The organism is Streptomyces sp. NPDC050423 (assembly GCF_040655445.1).
In the GTDB taxonomy this organism is placed as follows: domain Bacteria; phylum Actinomycetota; class Actinomycetes; order Streptomycetales; family Streptomycetaceae; genus Streptomyces.
The window spans coordinates 42,516-63,860 of record NZ_JBFAJY010000007.1; the positions used below are offsets into that span (position 1 = coordinate 42,516).

Sequence of the window (21,345 nt, forward strand, 5' to 3'; positions counted from 1 at the left end):
GCGGGGTGCGCGGGCGCGGTCAGTGGCCCGAGGCACGCGCGTCGCGGGTCCGAGGCACGGTGGGTCGCGGGTCCGAGGCACGCGCGTCGCGTGCGCAGAAACGTTTCTGCTGCGAGGCAGGGGTCAGCCGTGCCCAGGAGGCGACGCGGGGCCCGAGGGTGCCGTCGCCGCGATGAGCCGGTTGCGGGCCCGTCCCATGAGCTCCTCGCGCTCGTCCTCGGTCAGGCCGCCCCACACCCCGTAGGGCTCTCGTACCGCCAGTGCGTGGGCCGCGCACTCGGCGCGTACCGGGCACCGCATGCAGACCTCTTTCGCGGAGTTCTCGCGGGCGCTCCGGGCGGCGCCCCGTTCTCCCTCGGGGTGGAAGAACAGCGAGCTGTCGACCCCGCGGCAGGCCGCCAGCAGCTGCCAGTCCCACAGATCGGCGTTGGGTCCGGGAAGGCGGGAGAAATCTGCCATTGCTTGTCCCCTCGAAACCATGCTGAGTCGGAAAGGTCGTGGTCGTCCGTCTTTGTCCGTGCTCATGACCGTACATCTACGGTGTTAGTAGATGTAAATATGACTGATTGCGAATCTAGTCACAGACACCAGCAAAAGGGAAGAAAATCCGCTAAATGGGGCATAAGTTCCTTCGAAGGTTCAGTTGACGGCTGGACGACCCGTGGCGCTCTGCTCCGTGTCCGCCCCCTCACGTAGAGTGCCGAACTCGGTTGTCCGACCCGTAACTCTTTCGAGTGACCATCGTTGAGAGTGCGGAGGCGGTTGGCAGAGAAAGTGATCGGGCAGATGTCCGAGAGCGTCAATCGCACAGGTGACGACTTGTAACAGCCTGGAGGCTCAAGGTGACGCGCATCAGCTTCGGAGGGCGGTCATGACATCCGTCCTCGTCTGCGACGACTCCCCGCTTGCCCGAGAGGCGCTCCGCCGCGCGGTCGCGACCGTGCCCGGCGTCGAGCGTGTGACGACGGCGGCCAACGGCGAGGAAGTCCTCCGCCGCTGGGGTGCCGACCGTTCGGATCTGATTCTGATGGACGTACGCATGCCCGGTCTGGGGGGTGTGGAGACCGTCCGCCGGCTGCTCTCCGCCGACCCCGGGGCGAGGATCATCATGCTGACCGTCGCCGAGGATCTGGACGGCGTCGCGCTCGCGGTCGCCGCCGGGGCCCGCGGGTATCTGCACAAGGACGCCTCCCGGGCGGAGCTCCGGGCGACCGTCACCCAGGCGCTGGCCGACCCGACGTGGCGGTTGGCCCCGCGCCGGCTGCGGTCGGCCGAGATGGGCGCGGCGCCCACGCTCACGGCGCGTGAGATCCAGGTGCTCGAAGGGATGAGCCACGGCCGCTCCAACGCGGAGATCGGCCGTGAGCTGTTCCTCTCCGAGGACACGGTGAAGACCCACGCCAGGCGGCTGTTCAAGAAGCTCGGCGCCTCGGACCGGGCGCACGCCGTCGCGCTCGGCTTCCGCTGGGGCCTGGTCCGCTAAGGCCTGTCGTCAAACTGCCGTCTGCCGTCTGCCGTGCGGCGTCCGGCCCCAGGCCCTGGGCCGTGTCCGCAGAGCCAGAGTCCCGTCTGCCTCGCGGCGGGCGGGGCGGTCCGGGCCAGGGGTGCACCGGGGTCTGTTCCGAGGCCCCGCCCACCGTGCGGCGCCCGGGGCGCACGCCCGCGGAGCCGTTGAATTTCCGGTGGGCCCTTCCCGGTATGTGACGCTTCCCGGCGGATGACGCATCCTTGAGATGTGGAGTTCCTCGGGAACGATTCGGTCGAGCGGAAGGGGAGGGCGCAGGACATGACTTCCGGCGCACCCGCTCATAACGCTTCGGTGCACAACTACGGACGCGGTGCCGCGGATGACGCGGCACCGAGGCACCATGGTCCGATGCGCGAGGACGGAACGACGGTGATCGGTGCCCTGGTGCACCGCGCCGTCGAGGGCGACGCGCAGGCCACCCATGATCTGCTGGCCCATGTCCACCCCCTCGCGCTGCGCTACTGCAGGTCGCGGCTGAACCGGCTGCCCGGTGATGCCCGCCACTTCGTGGAGGACCTGGCGCAGGAGGTCTGTGTCGCGGTGCTGATGGCGCTGCCGCGGTACAAGGACACCGGCAGGCCCTTCGAAGCCTTCGTCTTCGCCATCGCCGGCCACAAGGTGGCCGATCTCCAGCGGGCCGCGATGCGGCACCCGGGATCGACCGCGGTGCCCTCCAACGAGATGCCGGAGCGGCCGGACGATTCGCTCGGGCCCGAGGAGCGCGCGCTGCTCAGCAGCGATGCGGCCTGGGCCAAGAGGCTCCTCGCCAACCTTCCGGAGAACCAGCGTGAGCTGCTGGTTCTGCGCGTCGCGGTCGGGCTGACCGCCGAGGAGACCGGACAGCTGCTGGGCATGTCCCCGGGTGCGGTCCGGGTCGCCCAGCACCGTGCGCTGAGCCGGCTGCGAGCCCTCGCCGAGCAGTGAGCCGGGGATCGCCGCGGCCCCGTACGAAGCTACAGAACCTCCAGGTGATCTTGCTCGTGGAATGAGACGCCCACGGAGGCCGTTAGCATGGACATCCGCACCGATCAAGGCCATTTGGGGAAGGTGTCATGACTGCAAACGTCGACGGAGTGCCCGAGAAATTCGCGACGCTCGGGCTGACATACGACGACGTGCTGCTGCTGCCGGGCGCATCTGACGTGCTGCCCAACGCGGTCGACACCTCGTCGCTCATCTCGCGCAACGTCCGGGTGAACATCCCGCTGCTCTCCGCCGCCATGGACAAGGTGACCGAGGCGCGGATGGCGATCGCCATGGCCCGTCAGGGCGGCGTCGGCGTACTGCACCGCAACCTCTCGGTCGAGGACCAGGTCAACCAGGTGGACCTGGTGAAGCGGTCCGAGTCCGGCATGGTCACCGACCCGATCACGGTCAGCCCGGACGCCACGCTCGGCGAGGCCGACGCGCTGTGCGCCAAGTTCCGCATCAGCGGCGTCCCGGTCACCGACCCGGCGGGCAAGCTGCTCGGCATCGTCACCAACCGCGACATGGCCTTCGAGTCGGACCGCTCGCGCCAGGTGCGCGAAGTCATGACGCCGATGCCGCTGGTCACCGGCAGGGTCGGCATCTCCGGCGTGGACGCCATGGAGCTGCTGCGCCGCCACAAGATCGAGAAGCTTCCGCTGGTCGACGAGGCGGGCATCCTCAAGGGCCTCATCACGGTCAAGGACTTCAAGAAGGCCGAGCAGTACCCGAACGCGGCCAAGGACGCCGAGGGCCGCCTGCTCGTCGGCGCGGCCGTCGGCGCCAGCCCGGAGGCGCTGGACCGCGCCCAGGCGCTGGCCGGGGCCGGGGTGGACTTCCTGATCGTCGACACCTCGCACGGCCACAACAGCAACGCCCTCAACTGGATGGCGAAGATCAAGTCGGCCGTGGACGTGGACGTCATCGGCGGCAACGTCGCGACCCGCGACGGCGCCCAGGCCCTGGTCGACGCGGGCATGGACGGCGTCAAGGTGGGCGTCGGACCCGGCTCGATCTGCACCACCCGGGTGGTCGCCGGCATCGGCGTCCCGCAGGTCACCGCGATCTACGAGGCCGCGCTGGCCGCCCGTGCGGCGGGCGTCCCGGTCATCGGTGACGGCGGCCTGCAGTACTCCGGCGACATCGGCAAGGCCCTGGTGGCCGGCGCGGACGCGGTGATGCTCGGCTCGCTGCTCGCGGGCTGCGAGGAGTCCCCGGGCGAGCTGCTCTTCATCAACGGCAAGCAGTTCAAGTCGTACCGCGGCATGGGTTCGCTGGGCGCGATGCAGTCCCGCGGGCAGGGCCGCTCGTACTCGAAGGACCGCTACTTCCAGGCCGAGGTGTCCTCCGACGAGAAGCTCGTCCCCGAGGGCATCGAGGGCCAGGTTCCCTATCGCGGCCCGCTGGGCAACGTGCTGCACCAGCTCGTCGGCGGTCTCCGCCAGACGATGGGGTACGTGGGCGCGGCCTCGGTCGACGAGATGGAGAGCAAGGGCCGCTTCGTGCGGATCACCTCGGCGGGTCTCAAGGAGAGCCACCCGCACGACATCCAGATGACGGTCGAGGCACCGAACTACAGCAGGAAGTAACGCAACGACGCAGGTGAGGGGCGGACCGGGGTTCCCGGGACCGCCCCTCATGTGCGTGTCGGGGATACTGGACAGCGCAGACGTAGAGGGAAAGGCCACACCATCGTGACTGAGATCGAGATCGGGCGCGGCAAGCGCGGCCGCCGGGCATTCGCATTCGACGACATCGCCGTCGTCCCGAGCCGCCGGACCCGCGACCCGAAGGAGGTCTCGATCGCCTGGCAGATCGACGCCTACCGCTTCGAGCTGCCGTTCCTGGCCGCGCCCATGGACTCCGTCGTCTCCCCGCAGCACGCCATCCGCATCGGTGAGCTCGGCGGCCTCGGCGTGCTCAACCTGGAAGGCCTGTGGACCCGGCACGCCGATCCGCAGCCGCTGCTCGACGAGATCGCCCAGATGCCCGTCGAGTCGGCCACCCGCCGGCTCCAGGAGATCTACTCCGCCCCCATCCAGGAGGAGCTGATCGGGCAGCGCATCAAGGAGGTGCGCGACTCCGGCGTCGTCACCGCCGCCGCGCTCTCCCCGCAGCGCACCGCCCAGTTCTCCAAGGCCGTCGTCGACGCGGGTGTGGACATCTTCGTCATCCGCGGTACGACGGTCTCCGCCGAGCACGTCTCGGGCGCGGCCGAGCCGCTCAACCTGAAGCAGTTCATCTACGAGCTGGACGTCCCGGTGATCGTCGGCGGCTGCGCCACGTACACCGCCGCCCTGCACCTGATGCGTACCGGCGCGGCCGGTGTCCTCGTCGGCTTCGGCGGCGGCGCCGCGCACACCACGCGCAACGTCTTCGGCATCCAGGTCCCGATGGCGACCGCGGTCGCGGACGTGGCCGGTGCCCGCCGCGACTACATGGACGAGTCCGGCGGCCGGTACGTGCACGTGATCGCGGATGGTGGCGTCGGCTGGTCCGGCGACCTGCCGAAGGCCATCGCCTGCGGTGCGGACGCCGTGATGATGGGCTCCCCGCTCGCCCGCGCGACGGACGCGCCCGGCCGCGGCCGGCACTGGGGCATGGAGGCCGTCCACGAGGACGTGCCGCGCGGCAAGCTGGTCGACCTCGGCTCGGTCGGGACGACGGAGGAGGTCCTCACCGGCCCCTCGCACACCCCCGACGGCTCGATGAACATCTTCGGCGCGCTGCGCCGGGCGATGGCCACCACGGGCTACAGCGACCTGAAGGAGTTCCAGCGCGTCGAGGTCACGGTGGCGGACTCGCAGCACCGCCGCTGAGTACGCGCAGTACGACGGGAGGGCCCGGACCGCGATCGCGGTCCGGGCCCTCCCGTGTGCGGGGTGCGACCCTAGGCTGCGGCCTTCTTGGCGCCGGAGAACGCGGCGACCGCCGCGACGGCGAAGAAGAGGTACGAGATGAAGTCCGAGTCGGCCTTCCACGCATCGTTCAGCAGGCCGAAGTGGTCGAAGAAGAGCTCGGAGACCGTGATGGGGTAGTCCTTGGCCGCGATCATGGCCTCGCCGAGGAGCTGGCCGAAGTAGACGGCGATCAGCGCGAAGACGGCGCTGAGGACCGGCAGCGCGGGGTTCCGGCCGCCGACCTTGCCGGAGGCGAAGCCGACGAGGAAACCGACAGCCACGGCCGCATAGCCGATCTCGTGCTTGGTGGCGCCGATGATCGCACCGTAGACCGCTCCGGCGACCACTGCCGCCACGAACGCGGCGAGGATACCGAGCCCGACGTTGTCCCGTGCCGGTGCCACCGGGGCGAACGGTGTACCGCCGCCGAACTGCGGGCCGGGCTGGCCCGGCTGGCCGTACGGGCCCGGCTGCTCGGCGAACGGGTTACCGGTCGGGGCGCCGGGCTGCGGCTGGCCCGGCTGCTGGCCGGCGTACGGGTTGCCGTCCTGGGGCGGGCCGCCGTACGGCTGCTGCGGCTGGTTCGGCGGTGGTACGGGCTGGCTCATGACGCGATCCCCCTGGGACGTGTACGCACGACTGTGCGAGAAGTGACGCCGCAGGCTAGCAGTCGCTTCGGACATCGGCCCAGAAGAATTCCTTGGGGGGACTGCGATCAGAGCCGGTGAGCGGCTCCGGCCGGCGTCGCGCCCCGGGTGTCGAGGAGCAGCTGCGCCTTCACGGCGAGACCTTGCAGGTCGTACGTGCGGTGGTGCTGGAGCAGCACCGTGAGGTCGGCGCTGGAGGCCGCTTCGTACAGCGAATCGGCGCGGGGGACCGGGAGTTCACGTACGCGCCAGTCCAGGACGTGCGGATCGTGGTAGCCGATCTGGGCCCCCATGTCCATCAGCCGGGTGGCGATCTCGCGGGCGGGGGAGGCCTCCTGGTCGGCGAGGTCCGGCTTGTAGGTGACGCCGAGCAGCAGTACCCGGGCACCGCGCACGGATTTCCCGTGTTCGTTGAGGAGGGTGGCGCAGCGCTGGATCACGTACTGCGGCATCCGGTCGTTGATCTCCTGGGCGAGCGAGACCATCCGCAGCGGGTGGCCGGGGGTGCGGCTGCTGTACGGGAGGTAGCCCGGGTCGACCGGGGCTCCGTGGCCGCCGACGCCGGGGCCGGGACGGAAGGGCTGGAAGCCGAAGGGCTTGGTCTCGGCGCACCTGATGACGTCCCACAGGTCGACGCCGATGTCGTGGCAGAGCACGGCCATCTCGTTGACCAGGGCGATGTTGACGTGCCGGAAGTTGGTCTCCAGGACCTTCGTCATCTCGGCCTCGCGCGGGCCGCGGGCTCGTACGACCTTGTCGGTGAGCCTGCCGTAGAAGGCCGCGGCCGATTCGGTGCAGGCGGGGGTGAGGCCGCCGATGACCTTGGGGGTGTTGGCGTAGACGTGGGTGCGGTTGCCGGGGTCGAGCCGGGTCGGGGAGTAGGCGAGGTGGAAGTCGCGTCCGCCGCGCAGCCCCGAGCCGTTTTCGAGGAGGGGGAGCAGGAAGTTCTCGGTGGTGCCGGGCGGCACGGCCGATTCCAGCAGCACCGTGGTGTGCGGTCGCAGCCGGGCGGCCAGGGCGCGGGCCGCGTCGGCGACGGCGCCGAGGTCCAGGGTGCGGTCGGGGCCGAGCGGGGTGGGCGCGCAGATCACGGCGGTACGGACCCGGCCCAGCTCGGCCTCGTTGGTGGTGGGGCGGAAGCCCCCGGAGAGCATGCGGCGGACGTCGGACGCGGTGAGCGGACCCTCGACGGGGGTGCGGCCCGCGGAGAGCTCCGCGAAGGCCCGGGGGTCGGTGTCGTAGCCGACTGTCTGGATGCCGGCTGTGACGGCGGCTTGGGCGAGGGGCAGGCCGAGGTGACCGAGTCCGATGACGGCGAGGTCTGCAGGCACGTGGGTGGCCGTCCTTCCCTAAGACCATGAGGGCAGAAAGTGCAACTGCTGGGGACAGTGCAATGTCAGACTAGGCGTAAATATGACCTATATGTCGCATTGTGCTGCCCTGGTTGTCCGGGTGTTGTCCACAGGCGGTGGCTGAAGTCGCGGAGCCCGGACAGAATCGAGGGGTGGGCACGGGCGCCCGACCCCACGGTCGGACCGCACCCCCGTGCCCGGACCACCCCGATCTACCGGGAGGCAGCAGTGAGGACAGCGACACTGGGACCCGCGGAGCGCGGCGAGGCGCTCGCAGCGATGGCCGAGCGAGAACTGGACGTGCTGGTCGTGGGGGCGGGCGTGGTCGGCGCCGGGACGGCACTCGACGCGGTCACGAGAGGGCTCTCGACCGGGCTGGTCGAGGCGCGCGACTGGGCGTCCGGCACGTCGAGCCGGTCGAGCAAGCTGATCCACGGCGGGCTGCGCTATCTGGAGATGCTCGACTTCGCGCTCGTCAGGGAGGCGCTGAAGGAGCGCGGGCTGCTGCTGGAGCGGCTGGCCCCGCATCTGGTGAAGCCGGTGCCGTTCCTCTATCCCTTGCAGCACAAGGGCTGGGAGCGGCTGTACGCGGGCTCGGGCGTCGCGCTGTACGACGCGATGTCGGTGTCGTCCGGGCACGGCCGCGGGCTGCCCGTGCACCGGCACCTCTCCCGCCGCCAGGCCCTGCGGGTCGCGCCCGCGCTGAAGCGGGACGCCCTGGTGGGAGCCCTGCAGTACTACGACGCCCAGATGGACGACGCCCGCTATGTGGCGACGCTGGTGCGCACCGCCGCCGGCTACGGCGCACACGTGGCGAACCGGGCCCGGGTGACCGGATTCCTCCGGGAGGGCGAGCGGGTCGTCGGCGTCCGGGTGGAGGACGTCGAGGCGGGTGGTGAGTACGAGGTCAGGGCCAAACAGGTGGTCAACGCCACCGGCGTCTGGACGGATGACACCCAGGCGCTGATCGGCGAGCGCGGTCAGTTCCACGTCCGGGCGTCCAAGGGCATCCACCTGGTCGTCCCGAAGGACCGCATCCACTCCTCCACCGGCCTGATCCTGCGCACCGAGAAGTCCGTGCTCTTCGTCATCCCGTGGGGGCGGCACTGGATCGTCGGCACGACGGACACCGACTGGGACCTGGACAAGGCGCATCCGGCGGCGTCCAGCGCGGATATCGACTATCTGCTGGAACACGTCAATTCGGTGCTGTCCACCCCGCTGACCAGGGACGACGTCCAGGGGGTCTATGCGGGGCTGCGGCCGCTGCTGGCCGGCGAGTCGGACGCGACCAGCAAGCTCTCGCGCGAGCACACCGTGGCGCATCCGCTGCCGGGCCTCGTCGTCGTCGCGGGCGGGAAGTACACCACGTACCGGGTGATGGCCAAGGACGCCGTCGACGAGGCGGTGCACGGCCTCGACCAGCGGGTGGCCGAATGTGTCACCGAGGACATTCCGCTGCTGGGCGCCGAGGGCTACCGAGCCCTGTGGAACGCGCGGGCCCGGATCGCCGCCCGGACCGGACTGCACGTCGCCCGGGTGGAGCACCTGCTGAACCGGTACGGCGCCATGACCGAGGAGATCCTGGAGCTGATCGTCGCCGATCCGGTGATGGGCGAACCGCTGCCGTCCGCCGACGACTACCTGAAGGCCGAGATCGTCTACGCCGCCTCGCACGAGGGGGCCCGCCACCTCGACGACGTGCTGACCCGGCGGACCCGGATCTCCATCGAGACCTTCGACCGGGGCACGCGCTCCGCGCAGCTCTGCGCGGAACTGATGGCTCCGGTGCTCGGCTGGGACAAGAGCCAGGTCGGGCGGGAGGTCGCGCACTACGAGAAGCGCGTGGAGGCGGAGCGCGAGTCGCAGCGCCAGCCCGACGACCTGACGGCGGACGCGGCACGGCTCGGGGTGCCGGACATCGTGCCCGATTAGGGCCTGTATTGGGTTGTCCCGTGACGCCGCGGGACAACCCAATACAGGCCCTAGGAGTGGGGTGGCTCCGGTGCGGGGCCCGTGCCGTGCGGGCCCCGCACCGGGCAGAACTCCGCTGCCAGGAGCGCGGGTTCGAGGGTGTCCGCGTGGTCCAGGATGTCCGTGTCGACTCGGTACGTCAGAATGTGGCCGCCGGCGCGGCTCGCGGCGGTACGGACGTAGCTGCCCGCGATGCGGCCGTTGTGGCCCCAGACGGTGACCCCGCAGGAGAGCCGCTCCGGGTAGATCCCCAGGCCGTAGTTCCCTTGCGCCGCAGCGGTGTTCAGCAGCGCGGCGAGCTGGGCGGGTGGGAGCAGCCGTCCGCCCAGCAGGGCCGCGTAGAAACGGTTCAGATCGTCGAGCGTGGAGATCAGCTCACCGGCTGCGCCCGCGGTGCGCGGGTCGAGCTCGGTGGCATCGCTCAGGCCGCCGCCCGCCGGATCGCGGGACCAGCCCCGGCCGTGCGGTGCGGGAAGGGTGGTGCGGGCCCCGGGCAGGGAGGTACCGGTGAGACGGAGGGGAACGATGATGCGGCGCCGGATCTCGGTGGCGTATGTGTGTCCGGTGACGCGCTGAACGATGAGTCCCAGTGCGGTGTAATCGGTGTTGGAGTAGGCGAATCTGCCGGGGCGGGACATGGGGCGGTGGCTCGTCGCCGTACGGATCGCGGCGGTGGCGGAGAGCGGGTGCGCCGACCTGTCGTCGGTGTAGTCGTAGAGCCCGCTGGTGTGGCTGAGCAGGGCGCGCAGGGTGATGCGCCGGCCGTCGTTCCCGTGGCCGCGGATCAGTCCGGGCAGGAAGCGCTCGACCGGGTCCGACAGTCGCAGTCCGCCCTCGTGGGCGAGTTGGAGGACGACGGTGGCGACGAACGTCTTGGTGATGCTGCCCGCCCGGAAGCGGTCCGCGTACCGGATGCCGGGACCCGTTGACCGGTAGACGCCGGGGCGGGCGGCGGAGGAAGTACGGGTCAGGAGTGCGGCGGTGGGGGCTTCGCCCTGGACGGCGAGGCGTGGCAGGTAGGAGGCTGCGGGCGTGAGGTGTGGTTCGCTGGGCAGGTTCGCTGTTCCGAGGCCGAGCAGCGCTGTCACCAACAGGGTGACGAGTGGTGCCCTCGGGGTCGGCATGGCGGGGGAGTCCTTTCCTCCGGCCACATCATGGCGGACCCGGGCCCCGGCACCAGGACCGGTCCCGGGGTAGGGGACAATGAACGCTCTGCCAGGGCGGGTTGATCGCAGAGGGGACGCATGTCGGAGGCGGAGCAGGCACGGGAGCCCCAACGGGACAAGGACGGACGTCTCCTCGCGGGGCGGTACCGGCTCGGGGAGGTGCTCGGCCGGGGCGGTATGGGCACGGTCCACCGCGCCGTCGACGAGACGCTGGGCCGCACGGTCGCGGTCAAGGAACTGCGGTTCCCGACAGCCATCGACGACGACGAGAAGCGCCGTCTCATCACGCGTACGCTGCGCGAGGCGAAGGCGATCGCCCGGATCCGCAACAACGGCGCGGTCACGGTCTACGACGTGGTCGACGAGGACGACCGGCCGTGGATCGTCATGGAACTCATCGAGGGCAAGTCGCTGGCCGAGGCGGTGCGCGAGGACGGTGTCCTGACGCCGAGACGCGCGGCCGAGGTGGGTCTGGCCATTCTCGACGTGCTGCGCTCGGCGCACCGCGAGGGCATTCTGCACCGTGACGTGAAGCCGTCCAACGTGCTGATCGCCGAGGACGGCCGGGTCGTGCTGACCGACTTCGGGATCGCCCAGGTCGAGGGCGACCCCTCCGTCACCTCCACGGGCATGCTCGTCGGCGCCCCCTCGTACATCTCGCCGGAGCGGGCCCGTGGACACAAGCCGGGCCCGCCGGCCGACCTGTGGTCGCTCGGCGGACTGCTGTACGCGAGCGTCGAGGGCTGCCCGCCGTACGACAAGGGCTCCGCGATCGCCACCCTGACCGCGGTGATGACCGAACCGCTCGACCCGCCGAAGAACGCGGGCCCGCTGGAAGAGGTCATCTACGGCCTGCTCGCCCGGGACCCCGAGCAGCGGCTCGACGACGCCGGTGCGCGCGCCCTGCTCAACGACGTGATCGACGCCCCCGAGCAGGAGGACGTCCCGGTGCCGCCGCCGGCCGACGCCACCCAGGTGATGGCGCTGCCCAAGGTGCCGGCCCCCGCCAGGCCGGCGTCGAAGTCCGGTGAAGCGGGCGAGGGTGCCCGCGACCGGCTGCGGGGCGCACTGCGCTCCGCACGGAACGCGAAGGCGGCGCCCGTCGCCGCCGCGGGCGCCGTCGCCGCGGCCCCGTCCGCACCGGCCCGCCCCGCCACGACCCCCACAACGGCCGCGGCCTCCGCCTCCGCGGCCGTACCGCCGCCGCGTCCGGCCACCTCTCCGAGCACCCCGCCCCGGGCGTCCCTCACGGACGTGGTGCCGCGCCGCACCCTGGCGATCATCGCGGCCGTCATCGTGCTCGCCGTGCTCGGCACGGTCCTCGCGCTCACGCTGGGCGGGGACGGCAAAGGCGCCGACAACGCGGGCAAGGGCAAGGGCGACACCTCCGCCTCGGCCGGCTCGTCGGCGGGCGGCGGCTCCGCCGGTACGGAACAGGGCGGCAGCGGCAAGGACCAGGGCAAGGGCCAGGACGGCACCGACGGTAAGGACCAGGACAAGGGCAAGGACTCCGGCAAGGACGACTCCGGCAAGGGGTCGGACGACGCGGACGACGACGCGGACGGCAAGGGTGCGCTGCCCGCCGGGTACAAGTGGGTCACCGACAAGCGGTTCCACTTCACCATGGCGATGCCCGAGGGCTTCGAGCGCAATTCGATCGCGGGCAGCAATTCCGGCGGCATCTACAACATCGACAAGGGCTTCCCGCGCGTCCAGATCGACTACAACAGCTCGCCCGGCGATGACGCGGCCTCCGCCTGGAACGCGCTGAAGGGCGCGGTTGCCGGCAGCAGCAGCGGGTACAAACACCTCGGTATTGATCCGGTCGAGTACAACGGGTACCCGACCGTCGCCGACTGGCAGTTCGAGCGCGACGAGCACGGCCGGCGCAGCCGCGTCCTGAACCGCGGCTTCAAGGTCGACGCCAAGCGCGGCTACTCGATCATGATCAGCTGCAAGGTCGACGAGTGGGACGGCAAGGCGTGCAAGACGCTGCGCGAGACGGCGTTCGACACGTTCAAACCGCTCGACTGAGGGTGCGGCCGGCGGACCGGGTTGCGGCGACCTTCCGCGCGGCCGCCGGTTGCCACGTATTGTGAGAGCTCGAAGACCGTACGCAGCCGGAACCGCAAGTCAATTGCACGGTAAGTGACCGCAATTGGTGGGTTTCGTGCGGTCTACGTGACCGGGGGACAGCGCGCTCTGGGGAGGCGTCGTGGACGACTACGCGGGTCGGGTACTTGCCGACCGCTATCGCCTTCCGCTGCCCCCGTCCGATGCCTACGAACTGGTCGAGACCCGGGCGTTCGACACCTACAGCGGACAGGAAGTCCTGGTCCGGCAGGTGCCGTTGCCCGAGGTCGTGGACGCGGAGGTGCTCGACGCCGACGGTCTGCCCACGCAGGCCCGGCGCACGAGCGCGCGCACGGTGCGGCGGTCCACCGACCCGGCGGTCCGGCGCGCCATCGAGGCCGCCCAGGCGGCGGCCCAGGTGCCCGACCATCCACGGCTCGACCAGGTCTTCGACGTGTTCGCCGAGGCGGGATCGCTCTGGATAGTGAGTGAACTGGTCGCGGCCCGCCCGCTGGCGGCCCTGCTCGCGGAGCGCCCGCTCAATCCGTACCGGGCCGCGGAGATCGGCTCCGACGTCCTGACGGCGCTGCGCGTCCTGCACGCCCACGGCTGGACCCATCGCAACATCACCGTGCGCACCGTGCTCATCTGCGACGACGGACGCGTCGTGCTGACCGGCCTGGCGGCCGGTGCGGCGGAGGAGGCCCTCTGCGGGTACGTGCCGGTGCCGCGCCCCGACGACGCCGAGGACGACGGGGAGTACGGCCGCCCCGCGGTGGAGTCGGGCCCCACCGGCCCGTACGTGCCGCCGATGGCCGAGACGGGGTCCGGCGATCCCTACGCGCTGCCGATGGCCGGCTACGAGTCCGGGGCCGATGACGCGTACGCGCTGCCGATGGCCGACTCAGACTCCGAAGCCGAATATGACGACGACTACGAGACCGGGCCGGGCGCGCCCGACCCGTACGAGCCGCCCGACCCGCACGCGCTCTTCCGGCCGCCCGCGCAGTCGCCGCCCGCGCAGCCGCCGTCCGCCGGGATGCCTGGTTCCCGCGGTCCCGCGGCGATCGAGTCCGCGCCGTCCGGGGGCGGTTCCGAGAGCCCGTACGGCGCCGCTGAGCTGGAATCCGTACGCCGCCCGTCGCCGCCCGTGCCCGCTCCCGGGTCCGGCGGCGCCGCCCAGGCGCGTGCCGCGCGCGCGGGCGCCATCGCCGCGTACCGCGCGGGTGCCCGAGCCGCCGCGCGCATCAGCGAGGAGGAGCGCCGGGCCGGTGCGGACGAGGCGCGGGACACCGGCACCCTGCCGGTCCAGCGCGAAGGTGCCGGTCCGGCCGGCCTGCTGCCGCCGGCGGGCTGGAGCCGTACGCCCGACGCCCAGGAGCCCTACGACCACGACGACGAGGACGACCCGTACGACGACGAGGACGGCGGGAGTGACAGCGGTGACGGCGGCGGTCAGGCTCCGCCCCGGCGGCTGCATCTGACGGGTTCCTGGGACGACGGCCCCGGCTCCGGGCGCCCGGTCCCCGCCGGCGGCTCCAGCGAGGACGCTCTGCGGGCCGACTCCCGGCGCCGGGGCGCCACCCCGCCCGCAGCCCGCCCGCAGCCGCTCGCGGAGCCCCCGGAGACCGCCCCCGGCCGCTGGGACGAGATCGTCGCCGGGAACCGCGACACCTCGGCCTACCGGGGCCCCGCCACCACCCTCGCCGCCGAGCGCGCACGGCAGGCCCGGATCGCCGTCGTCGGCGCCGTCACCGAGCGCTGGGCGCCCGAGCAGGCCGGGCCGGTCCACGAGAACTGGCGGCTGGCACCGCCCATCGGCCCCTCCACCGACCTCTGGGCGCTGGGCGCGCTGCTCTACCGCGCCGTCCAGGGCCATGCCCCGTATCCCGAGGAGAACGCCGCCGAGCTCGTCCAGATGGTCTGCGGTGAGCCGCCCGCCTTCGCTGAGGAGTGCGGCGCGCTGCGGCCCGTCGTCGAGTCGCTGCTGCGGCAGGACCCCACCGAGCGCCCGGACTTCGAGGAGCTGCGCGGCTGGCTGCGCTCCCTCGTACGGGCGGCGCCCGAGCCCGAGGCCGGTTTCGACGTCGTGCCGCTGCCGTCCGCGGACGACACCCGGCTGCCCGTCGTGCGCCGCCGGGGCGAGCTCGTCCGCAAGCGCCGCGGCCGCCGCAACGGCCCGGCGCACGGCCGCCACCGCCAGGGCAAGGGGCGGCCGGAGGCGGAGCCGGTACTCGCGGAGCCGCGCGAGCCCAGAGCCGTCAAGCCGCCGCGTGAGCCCAAGGGCCCCAAGGCGCTGCGCACCCCGCCCCGCCCGCCGCAGGACGGGCAGCGCGCGCCGCGACGGCTCGGCCGGCTGCTGCTCGTCCTGATACTGCTGGTGCTGGTCGCGGCGATCGTGTACGCCGTGAAGTTCATGCCCCAGTCCGGTGCGCAGTCCGGTGCGGGCGCCGGCCCGTCCCGTACGGCGACCGGAACGCCCGGTCCCGGCCCCAGTGAGCCCGCGCCGACCGGGTCGGGCGGTGCGCAGAAGCCGCAGACCAGCCGCTCCGCCGTCGCACTCGCGTCCGGCTACGTCCTGCGCAAGGACGACGAGGGCTTCGAGGTCGGGGTGCCCAAGGGGTGGCAGCGCAGCCCCGCCGACACGGACCGCCAGATCCGCTACGGCAGCGACGGCTTCACCCTGCTGGTCGTCCCCGGCCGCGACACCGTCAAGACGAACGGCGCCGACCCGCTCGCCTACCAGCGGGACAAGGAACCCGAGTTGAAGCCGTTCCGGGACTCCAGCTGGTCGTCCGCGAGCGGACTGCGCCGGATCGACGTCGGGCGACAGGCCATGGCGGAGGGCCAGTTCACCTGGCAGGACAGTTCCGGACGTGAGGTGTACGTACGCAACCTCGTGATGGTCGTCTCGGGCCGCTACCACATCCTTCAGGTCATCGGTCCGGAGGACCAGCGCGACAAGGTGTCGGACATCTACCAACAAGCCATCGCTTCCTACCGCGTGACGCCCTGATACGTGCGGGGACCCCAGAGCGACGGGCCGGCGCGACAAGCATCACAGTGCGATCTCGTGGGCGGTGCGAGGTTCCGTGGCCGCACCTCCCCTCCGTAACCTGTCATCCGAAGGAACGGGGCGGGTACACGTGGATCGATCACAGAACACGGACGCGGGACTGGTGCTGGCCGGGCGATACCGGCTCGGCGAAGTCCTCGGGCGCGGCGGCATGGGCAAGGTCTGGCGGGCGCACGACGAGGTGCTGCACCGCACCGTCGCCGTCAAGGAACTGACCGCCGGGCTGTACGTCGCGGAGGCGGACCGGCTGGTGCTGCACGCCCGCACCCAGAAGGAGGCCCGCGCGGCAGCCCGCATCACTCACCCTGGCGTGGTCACCGTCCACGACGTCATCGAGTACGACAACCGGCCGTGGATCGTCATGCAGTTCGTCGACGGACCGTCACTCGCCGACGCCGCCAAGGAATCCGGCGAGCTGGAGCCGCGCGAGGCCGCCAGGATCGGCCTCCACGTGCTGGGCGCGCTGCGCGCCGCGCACGGCGCCGGGGTGCTGCACCGCGACGTGAAACCGGGCAACGTGCTGCTCGCCCGGGACGGCCGGGTGCTGCTCACCGACTTCGGGATCGCCGCGATAGAGGGCGACTCGACGATCACCAGGACCGGTGAACTGGTCGGCTCCATCGACTACCTGGCGCCCGAGCGGGTGCGCGGGGGCGACCCGGGACCCGCGTCCGACCTGTGGTCGCTGGGCGCCACGCTGTACACCGCGGTCGAGGGCCGGTCGCCTTTCCGCCGCACCTCCCCGATATCCACCATGCAGGCCGTCGTCGCCGAGGAACCGCCGGCGCCCGTACGGTCCGGGGCGCTCGCCCCCGTCATCACCGCGCTGCTCCGCAAGGACCCCGCGGACCGGCCGTCGGCCGAGGAGACGGAACGGATGCTGCTGGAGGCCATGGAGGGGCGCGAGCCCCGGGCGGCCCAGGCGTACGTCCCGACGCAGCAGATGCCGGAGGAGGTCCTCCGCGCGATGGGCCCCGGCGGGATGTCCGGCGGTACGGCCCGGCTGCCCTACCCCGCCGCCCCGGCTCCCGGGTCCGCACCGGTGACCCGGCGCAGCCGCGGCCGGTGGCGCACGGCGATGCTGGTCGTCGCCCTGGCGGCGCTGCTCGGCGGTGGCGCGGGGATCGCCGTGATGAAGTACCGGGGCCACCCGGACGACAGCACCGCGAGCGGCGGCACCGGGACCCCAGGCGACCGGTCGCCGGACCCGGCGCCCCACAAGTCCTCGCCGGACTCCTCCCCGAAGCCCGACCCGACGCTGAAGGGTGTCCCCGACGGCTGGCAGCGGGTCCACGACCCGGAGGGGTTCAGCCTCCTCGTGCCCGACGGCTGGCAGCGCCGGAAGACCGGCGCGAACATCGACTACACCCCGGACGGGGGCAGGCGCTACCTCCGCATCAGCGTCGACGAGAATCCGGACTTCGAGAGCTCGTACCAGCACATGAAGAACCTGGAGACGAGCCTGCGGAAGCGGCTCCCGGCCTACCGGAACCTGGACCTGCGCAGCAACTTCTACCGTGACCACCCGGGATCGCTCTGGGAGTTCACCTGGACCGAGAAGAACGGCGAGCAGAGGCACGCCGTGGACCAGATGTACTACGGGGACGACGGCGGACCGGAGTACGCGCTGTACATGACGGGTCCGGCGGCGGACTGGGACACCACCCGCGAGCAGTTCGACACCATGCTGCGCGGCTGGCGCGCCCCGGGGGACTCCGACTGACGCGGTGGTGCGCCCACGTCCCGTCTGTCACGGGTGAGCCCCTGATCAGCGCTTATGTAGCCAGTAGCCACTGGCTCGATCGGCGGGTACCGCGACGGGCCGTTGTGGGGAGTATGAAAAGCTGTTACCCACGGGTATCCAAAGTATCCCGCTGGACGTACTCTCGGCCTCATGACGGACTCGCAGGCCTCCACGCCCACCTCCGCCGCCGGTGTCGGCACCAACCCGGTGGCGGCAGCGCCCGCGGGCGTGCGCACGGCCGCCGATGTCGTGACCCCCGAGGTGATCGCCCAGCTGACCCGTGGCGTCGTCGGCTCCGGCCGTACCGCCAACCACACCCCCTTCACCGGGGAGAAGCTGGCCGACCTGCCCGAGTCCACCCCCGAGGACGTGGCGACGGCCTTCGAGCGGGCCCGTGCCGCCCAGCCGGCCTGGGCCGCGACGGCCGTGCGGGCCAGGGCCGCCGTGCTGCTGCGCTTCCACGACCTCGTGCTCAGCCGCCAGTCCGAGGTCCTCGACCTCATCCAGCTGGAGACCGGCAAGGCCCGGCTGCACGCCCACGAGGAGGTGCAGGCCGTCGCCGTCGCCGCCCGGCACTACGGCCGCAAGGCCGGTTCGTATCTGCGGCCCAAGCGGCACACCGGAGTCGTACCGACCCTCACCAAGGTCACCGAGCTGCGCCAGCCGCGCGGTGTCATCGGCCAGATCGCGCCGTGGAACTACCCCCTCGAACTGTCAGTGGGCGACGCGCTGCCCGCGTTCGTCTCCGGCAACGCCGTGGTGATGAAGCCCGACACGGAGACCGCGCTGACCGCGCTGTGGGCCCGTGACCTGCTGATCGAGGCCGGGCTGCCCGCCGAGGTGTTCCAGGTCGTGCTCGGTGACGGACCCGTGGTCGGCCCCGAGGTCGTCAAGCACGCCGACTACGTCTCGTTCACCGGCTCCACCCGCACCGGCCGCGAGGTCGCCCAGGGGGCCGCGGCCCGGCTCGTCGGGGTCTCGCTGGAGCTCGGTGGCAAGAACGCCATGCTGGTCCTGAAGGACGCCGACGTGGAGAAGGCCGCCGCGGGCGCCGTCCGGGCCTGCTTCTCCTCCGCCGGCCAGCTCTGCATCTCCATCGAGCGGCTGTACGTCCACGAGTCGGTCGCCGACGACTTCGTGGCGCGGTTCGCCGCCCGTACCAAGGCCATGCGGCTCGGCAACTCCCTCGCCTACGGGGCCGACATGGGCTCACTGGTCGGTGAACGCCAGCTGGAGACGGTCAGCCGGCATGTCGCGGAGGCCGTCGAGAAGGGCGCCAGGCTCGTCGCGGGCGGGGTCGCCCGCCCCGACATCGGCCCGCTCTTCTACGAGCCGACCATCCTCGACGGCGTCGAGGCGCCGATGGCCGTCTGCACCGAGGAGACCTTCGGACCGGTCGTGTCCCTCTACCGCTTCAGTGACGAGGACGAGGTCATCGGCCTCGCCAACGGCACCCCGTACGGCCTCAACTCCAGTGTCTGGACCAAGGACGGCAGGCGCGGCCACCAGGTCGCCGCCCGGCTGCGGACCGGCACGGTCAACATCAACGAGGGCTACGCCCCCGCGTACGGCAGCGTGCAGTCCCCGATGGGCGGCATGAAGCAGTCCGGACTCGGCCGCCGGCACGGCTCCGAGGGCATCCTCAAGTACACCGAGGCCCAGACGGTCGCCCAGCAGCGGCTGATCCCGCTCGCCCCGTCCTTCGGGATGGACGACGAGAAGTACGCGGCCCTCATGAGCCGCAGCCTGAAGGCGATGAAGGCGTTCCGCCTGCGCTGACCCCCCGCACCACCGCAGCATTTCTGTCCTTTTCGTACGGAGGAGTGCCATGTCCCAGGACAGCCCTGCCCGGAACCAGGCCGGACCGCCCGGTGCGGCCGATGACGACGCCGCGTACGACTACGACGTACTGGTCGTCGGTTCGGGCTTCGGCGGTGCGGTGTCGGCTCTGCGGCTGAGCGAGAAGGGGTACCGCGTCGGCGTCCTGGAGGCGGGCCGCCGGTTCACCCCCGGCACGCTGCCCAAGAACTCCTGGGACCTGAAGAACTACCTCTGGGCCCCCGCCCTCGGCCTCTTCGGCATCCAGCGGGTGCACCTGCTCGGCAAGGTGATGGTGCTGGCCGGCGCGGGGGTCGGCGGCGGCTCGCTGAACTACGCCAACACGCTGTACGTGCCCCCGGCGCCCTTCTTCGAGGACCGTCAGTGGGCGCACATCACCGACTGGCAGGACGAGCTGAAGCCGTACTACGACCAGGCCACCCGGATGCTCGGGGTCCGGCTCAACCCGACGACGACCCCCTCGGACGTCCACCTGAAGGCCACCGCCGAGGCCATGGGGGTCGGTGACACCTTCCACCTCGCCCCGGTCGGCGTGTTCTTCGGCGACGGCAAGGACGCCGACGGCACGGCGAGGGCGAAGCCCGGCGGCACGGTCGCCGACCCGTACTTCGGCGGTGCGGGCCCCGCCCGCAAGGCCTGCACGGAGTGCGGCGAATGCATGACGGGCTGCCGGCACGGCGCGAAGAACACCCTCAACGAGAACTACCTCCACCTCGCGGAGAAGGCCGGGGCGGTCATCCACCCGATGACCTCCGTCGTCGCCGTCACGGACGACCCGGAGGGCGGTTACCGCGTCACCACCGTCCCCACCGACCGCCGCAGGAAGGGCAGGCCGACGCGGCTGCGCGCCCGCCAGGTGGTCGTCGCGGCGGGCACGTACGGCACCCAGACCCTGCTGCACACGATGAAGGACCGGGGACTGCTGCCCCGCATCTCGTCCCGGCTCGGGGAACTGACCCGGACCAACTCCGAGGGGCTCGTGGGAGCGCAGACCTCCGACCGGCGGTACCGCAGGAAGCACGGCCGCAAGGCCGACTTCACCAGGGGCGTCGCCATCACTTCGTCGATCCACCCCGACGAGAACACCCACATCGAGCCGGTCCGCTACGGCAAGGGGTCCAACGCGATGGGCGGGATGACCATCCTCCAGGTCCCCTACAGCACCCACCGGGTGCTGGGCTGGCTCGGCAACATCGCCAAGCACCCGACGCTCGCCGTTCGCTCGCTCTCCAACCGGCGCTGGTCGGAGCGGACCATCATCGGGCTCGTCATGCAGTCGCTGGACAACTCCCTGACCGCGTACCGCAAGCCCGGCGGCATCGGGAAGGGCCTGCTCACCGCCCGGCAGGGGCACGGCGCGCCCAACCCGACCCAGATAGCCGAGGCGACCCGGAGCGCGACACTGCTCGCCGACGAGATAAACGGCTTCGCGGGCTCCAACATCGGTGAGCTGATGGGCACCCCGCTCACCGCGCACTTCCTCGGCGGCTGCCCGATCGGCGCGAGCGCCGAGGACGGGGTGATCGACGCGTACCACCGGCTGTACGGCCACCCGGGCATCTCGGTGGTCGACGGTTCGGCGGTCTCCGCCAACCTCGGCGTCAACCCGTCGCTGACGATCACCGCGCAGGCCGAACGCGCCATGTCCTTCTGGCCGAACAAGGGCGAGCGAGACCCCCGCCCGGCGGCGGGCGAGGCGTACGAGCGGCTGGCCGCGGTCCAACCGCAGGCACCGGCCGTTCCGGAGGAGGCGTTCGGCGCGCTGAGGCTGCCGTTCCTGGGGATGCCCGCGGTACCGCCGAAGAAGACGGGGAAGACCGGGCAGACCGGGCAGACCGGGAAGGCCTGACCTGGAGCGGGACAGCAGAAGGGGCTGCACCCCCCTCCGAGTGCAGCCCCTCATGCTCTACCGGTGAAGCCGAGTTACGGATGTGACCGGTGGTTCCGCATGCATGACCTGCAAGGTGTCCCGATGGTTGTCCCGGGATTCACAGAATCTTTATGTGACGCCGCTCACGTCTGCTTCCGTGCTCAATCCGTGACCTGTGTCCGCGCAACTGTTCGTACGGGCCCGGGGTCG

At 71.6% G+C, this 21,345-nt stretch carries 14 protein-coding genes; 10 read left to right on the forward strand and 4 right to left on the reverse strand.

From position 1 onward, the window contains the following. Positions 1-123: 123 nt before the first annotated feature. Complete coding sequence (locus AB0I52_RS07760) at positions 124-459, reverse strand: WhiB family transcriptional regulator (RefSeq protein WP_362954185.1); 336 nt, start codon at positions 457-459, stop codon at positions 124-126. A 412-nt stretch (positions 460-871) separates the two neighbouring features. On the opposite strand from AB0I52_RS07760, the gene AB0I52_RS07765 reads away from it, so the two are divergent. From AB0I52_RS07765 to AB0I52_RS07780, 4 genes are all read left to right on the forward strand, one after another. Then, positions 872-1,483 carry a response regulator transcription factor gene (locus AB0I52_RS07765; protein ID WP_003948568.1) on the forward strand — a complete coding sequence of 204 codons (612 nt, stop codon included), beginning with the start codon at positions 872-874 and terminating at the stop codon, positions 1,481-1,483. Positions 1,484-1,876: 393 nt separating this feature from the next. Then, positions 1,877-2,452, forward strand: coding sequence for a sigma-70 family RNA polymerase sigma factor (locus tag AB0I52_RS07770; protein WP_363069970.1), 576 nt, complete (start codon positions 1,877-1,879; stop codon positions 2,450-2,452). 128 nt (positions 2,453-2,580) lie between these two features. Next, positions 2,581-4,083 (forward strand): IMP dehydrogenase, encoded by a 1,503-nt coding sequence (guaB, locus tag AB0I52_RS07775; protein WP_363069972.1) that lies wholly within the window; start codon positions 2,581-2,583, stop codon positions 4,081-4,083. A 105-nt stretch (positions 4,084-4,188) separates the two neighbouring features. Then, positions 4,189-5,313 (forward strand): GuaB3 family IMP dehydrogenase-related protein, encoded by a 1,125-nt coding sequence (locus AB0I52_RS07780; RefSeq protein WP_362954179.1) that lies wholly within the window; start codon positions 4,189-4,191, stop codon positions 5,311-5,313. Between the two features lie 71 nt (positions 5,314-5,384). On the opposite strand, the gene AB0I52_RS07785 is transcribed toward AB0I52_RS07780, so the two are convergent. Then, positions 5,385-6,002, reverse strand: a complete 618-nt coding sequence (locus tag AB0I52_RS07785; protein WP_363069975.1) for a hypothetical protein — start codon at positions 6,000-6,002, stop codon at positions 5,385-5,387. A 107-nt stretch (positions 6,003-6,109) separates the two neighbouring features. Continuing rightward, positions 6,110-7,372 carry a nucleotide sugar dehydrogenase gene (locus AB0I52_RS07790; RefSeq protein WP_363069977.1) on the reverse strand — a complete coding sequence of 421 codons (1,263 nt, stop codon included), beginning with the start codon at positions 7,370-7,372 and terminating at the stop codon, positions 6,110-6,112. Between the two features lie 249 nt (positions 7,373-7,621). Here AB0I52_RS07790 and AB0I52_RS07795 point away from each other — a divergent pair, with 249 nt between their 5' ends. Then, positions 7,622-9,328, forward strand: a complete 1,707-nt coding sequence (locus tag AB0I52_RS07795; RefSeq protein WP_363069979.1) for a glycerol-3-phosphate dehydrogenase/oxidase — start codon at positions 7,622-7,624, stop codon at positions 9,326-9,328. Positions 9,329-9,378: 50 nt separating this feature from the next. Here AB0I52_RS07795 and AB0I52_RS07800 read toward each other — a convergent pair whose 3' ends face one another. After that, on the reverse strand, positions 9,379-10,491 hold the full coding sequence (locus tag AB0I52_RS07800) for a serine hydrolase domain-containing protein (RefSeq protein WP_363069981.1): 1,113 nt from the start codon (positions 10,489-10,491) through the stop codon (positions 9,379-9,381). 120 nt (positions 10,492-10,611) lie between these two features. Here AB0I52_RS07800 and AB0I52_RS07805 point away from each other — a divergent pair, with 120 nt between their 5' ends. From AB0I52_RS07805 to AB0I52_RS07825, 5 genes are all read left to right on the forward strand, one after another. Then, positions 10,612-12,567 carry a serine/threonine-protein kinase gene (locus AB0I52_RS07805; protein ID WP_363069983.1) on the forward strand — a complete coding sequence of 652 codons (1,956 nt, stop codon included), beginning with the start codon at positions 10,612-10,614 and terminating at the stop codon, positions 12,565-12,567. A gap of 181 nt (positions 12,568-12,748) precedes the next feature. Next, the gene (locus AB0I52_RS07810; protein WP_363069985.1) at positions 12,749-15,622 is read left to right on the forward strand and encodes a protein kinase; all 2,874 of its coding nucleotides are present in this window, start codon (positions 12,749-12,751) and stop codon (positions 15,620-15,622) included. 130 nt (positions 15,623-15,752) lie between these two features. Beyond that, complete coding sequence (locus AB0I52_RS07815; protein WP_363069987.1) at positions 15,753-17,405, forward strand: serine/threonine-protein kinase; 1,653 nt, start codon at positions 15,753-15,755, stop codon at positions 17,403-17,405. A gap of 171 nt (positions 17,406-17,576) precedes the next feature. After that, positions 17,577-19,205: a succinic semialdehyde dehydrogenase gene (locus tag AB0I52_RS07820; protein WP_363069989.1), complete on the forward strand. Its 1,629-nt coding sequence runs from the start codon at positions 17,577-17,579 to the stop codon at positions 19,203-19,205. A 49-nt stretch (positions 19,206-19,254) separates the two neighbouring features. After that, positions 19,255-21,114: a GMC family oxidoreductase gene (locus AB0I52_RS07825; RefSeq protein ID WP_363069991.1), complete on the forward strand. Its 1,860-nt coding sequence runs from the start codon at positions 19,255-19,257 to the stop codon at positions 21,112-21,114. Positions 21,115-21,345 lie beyond the last annotated feature (231 nt).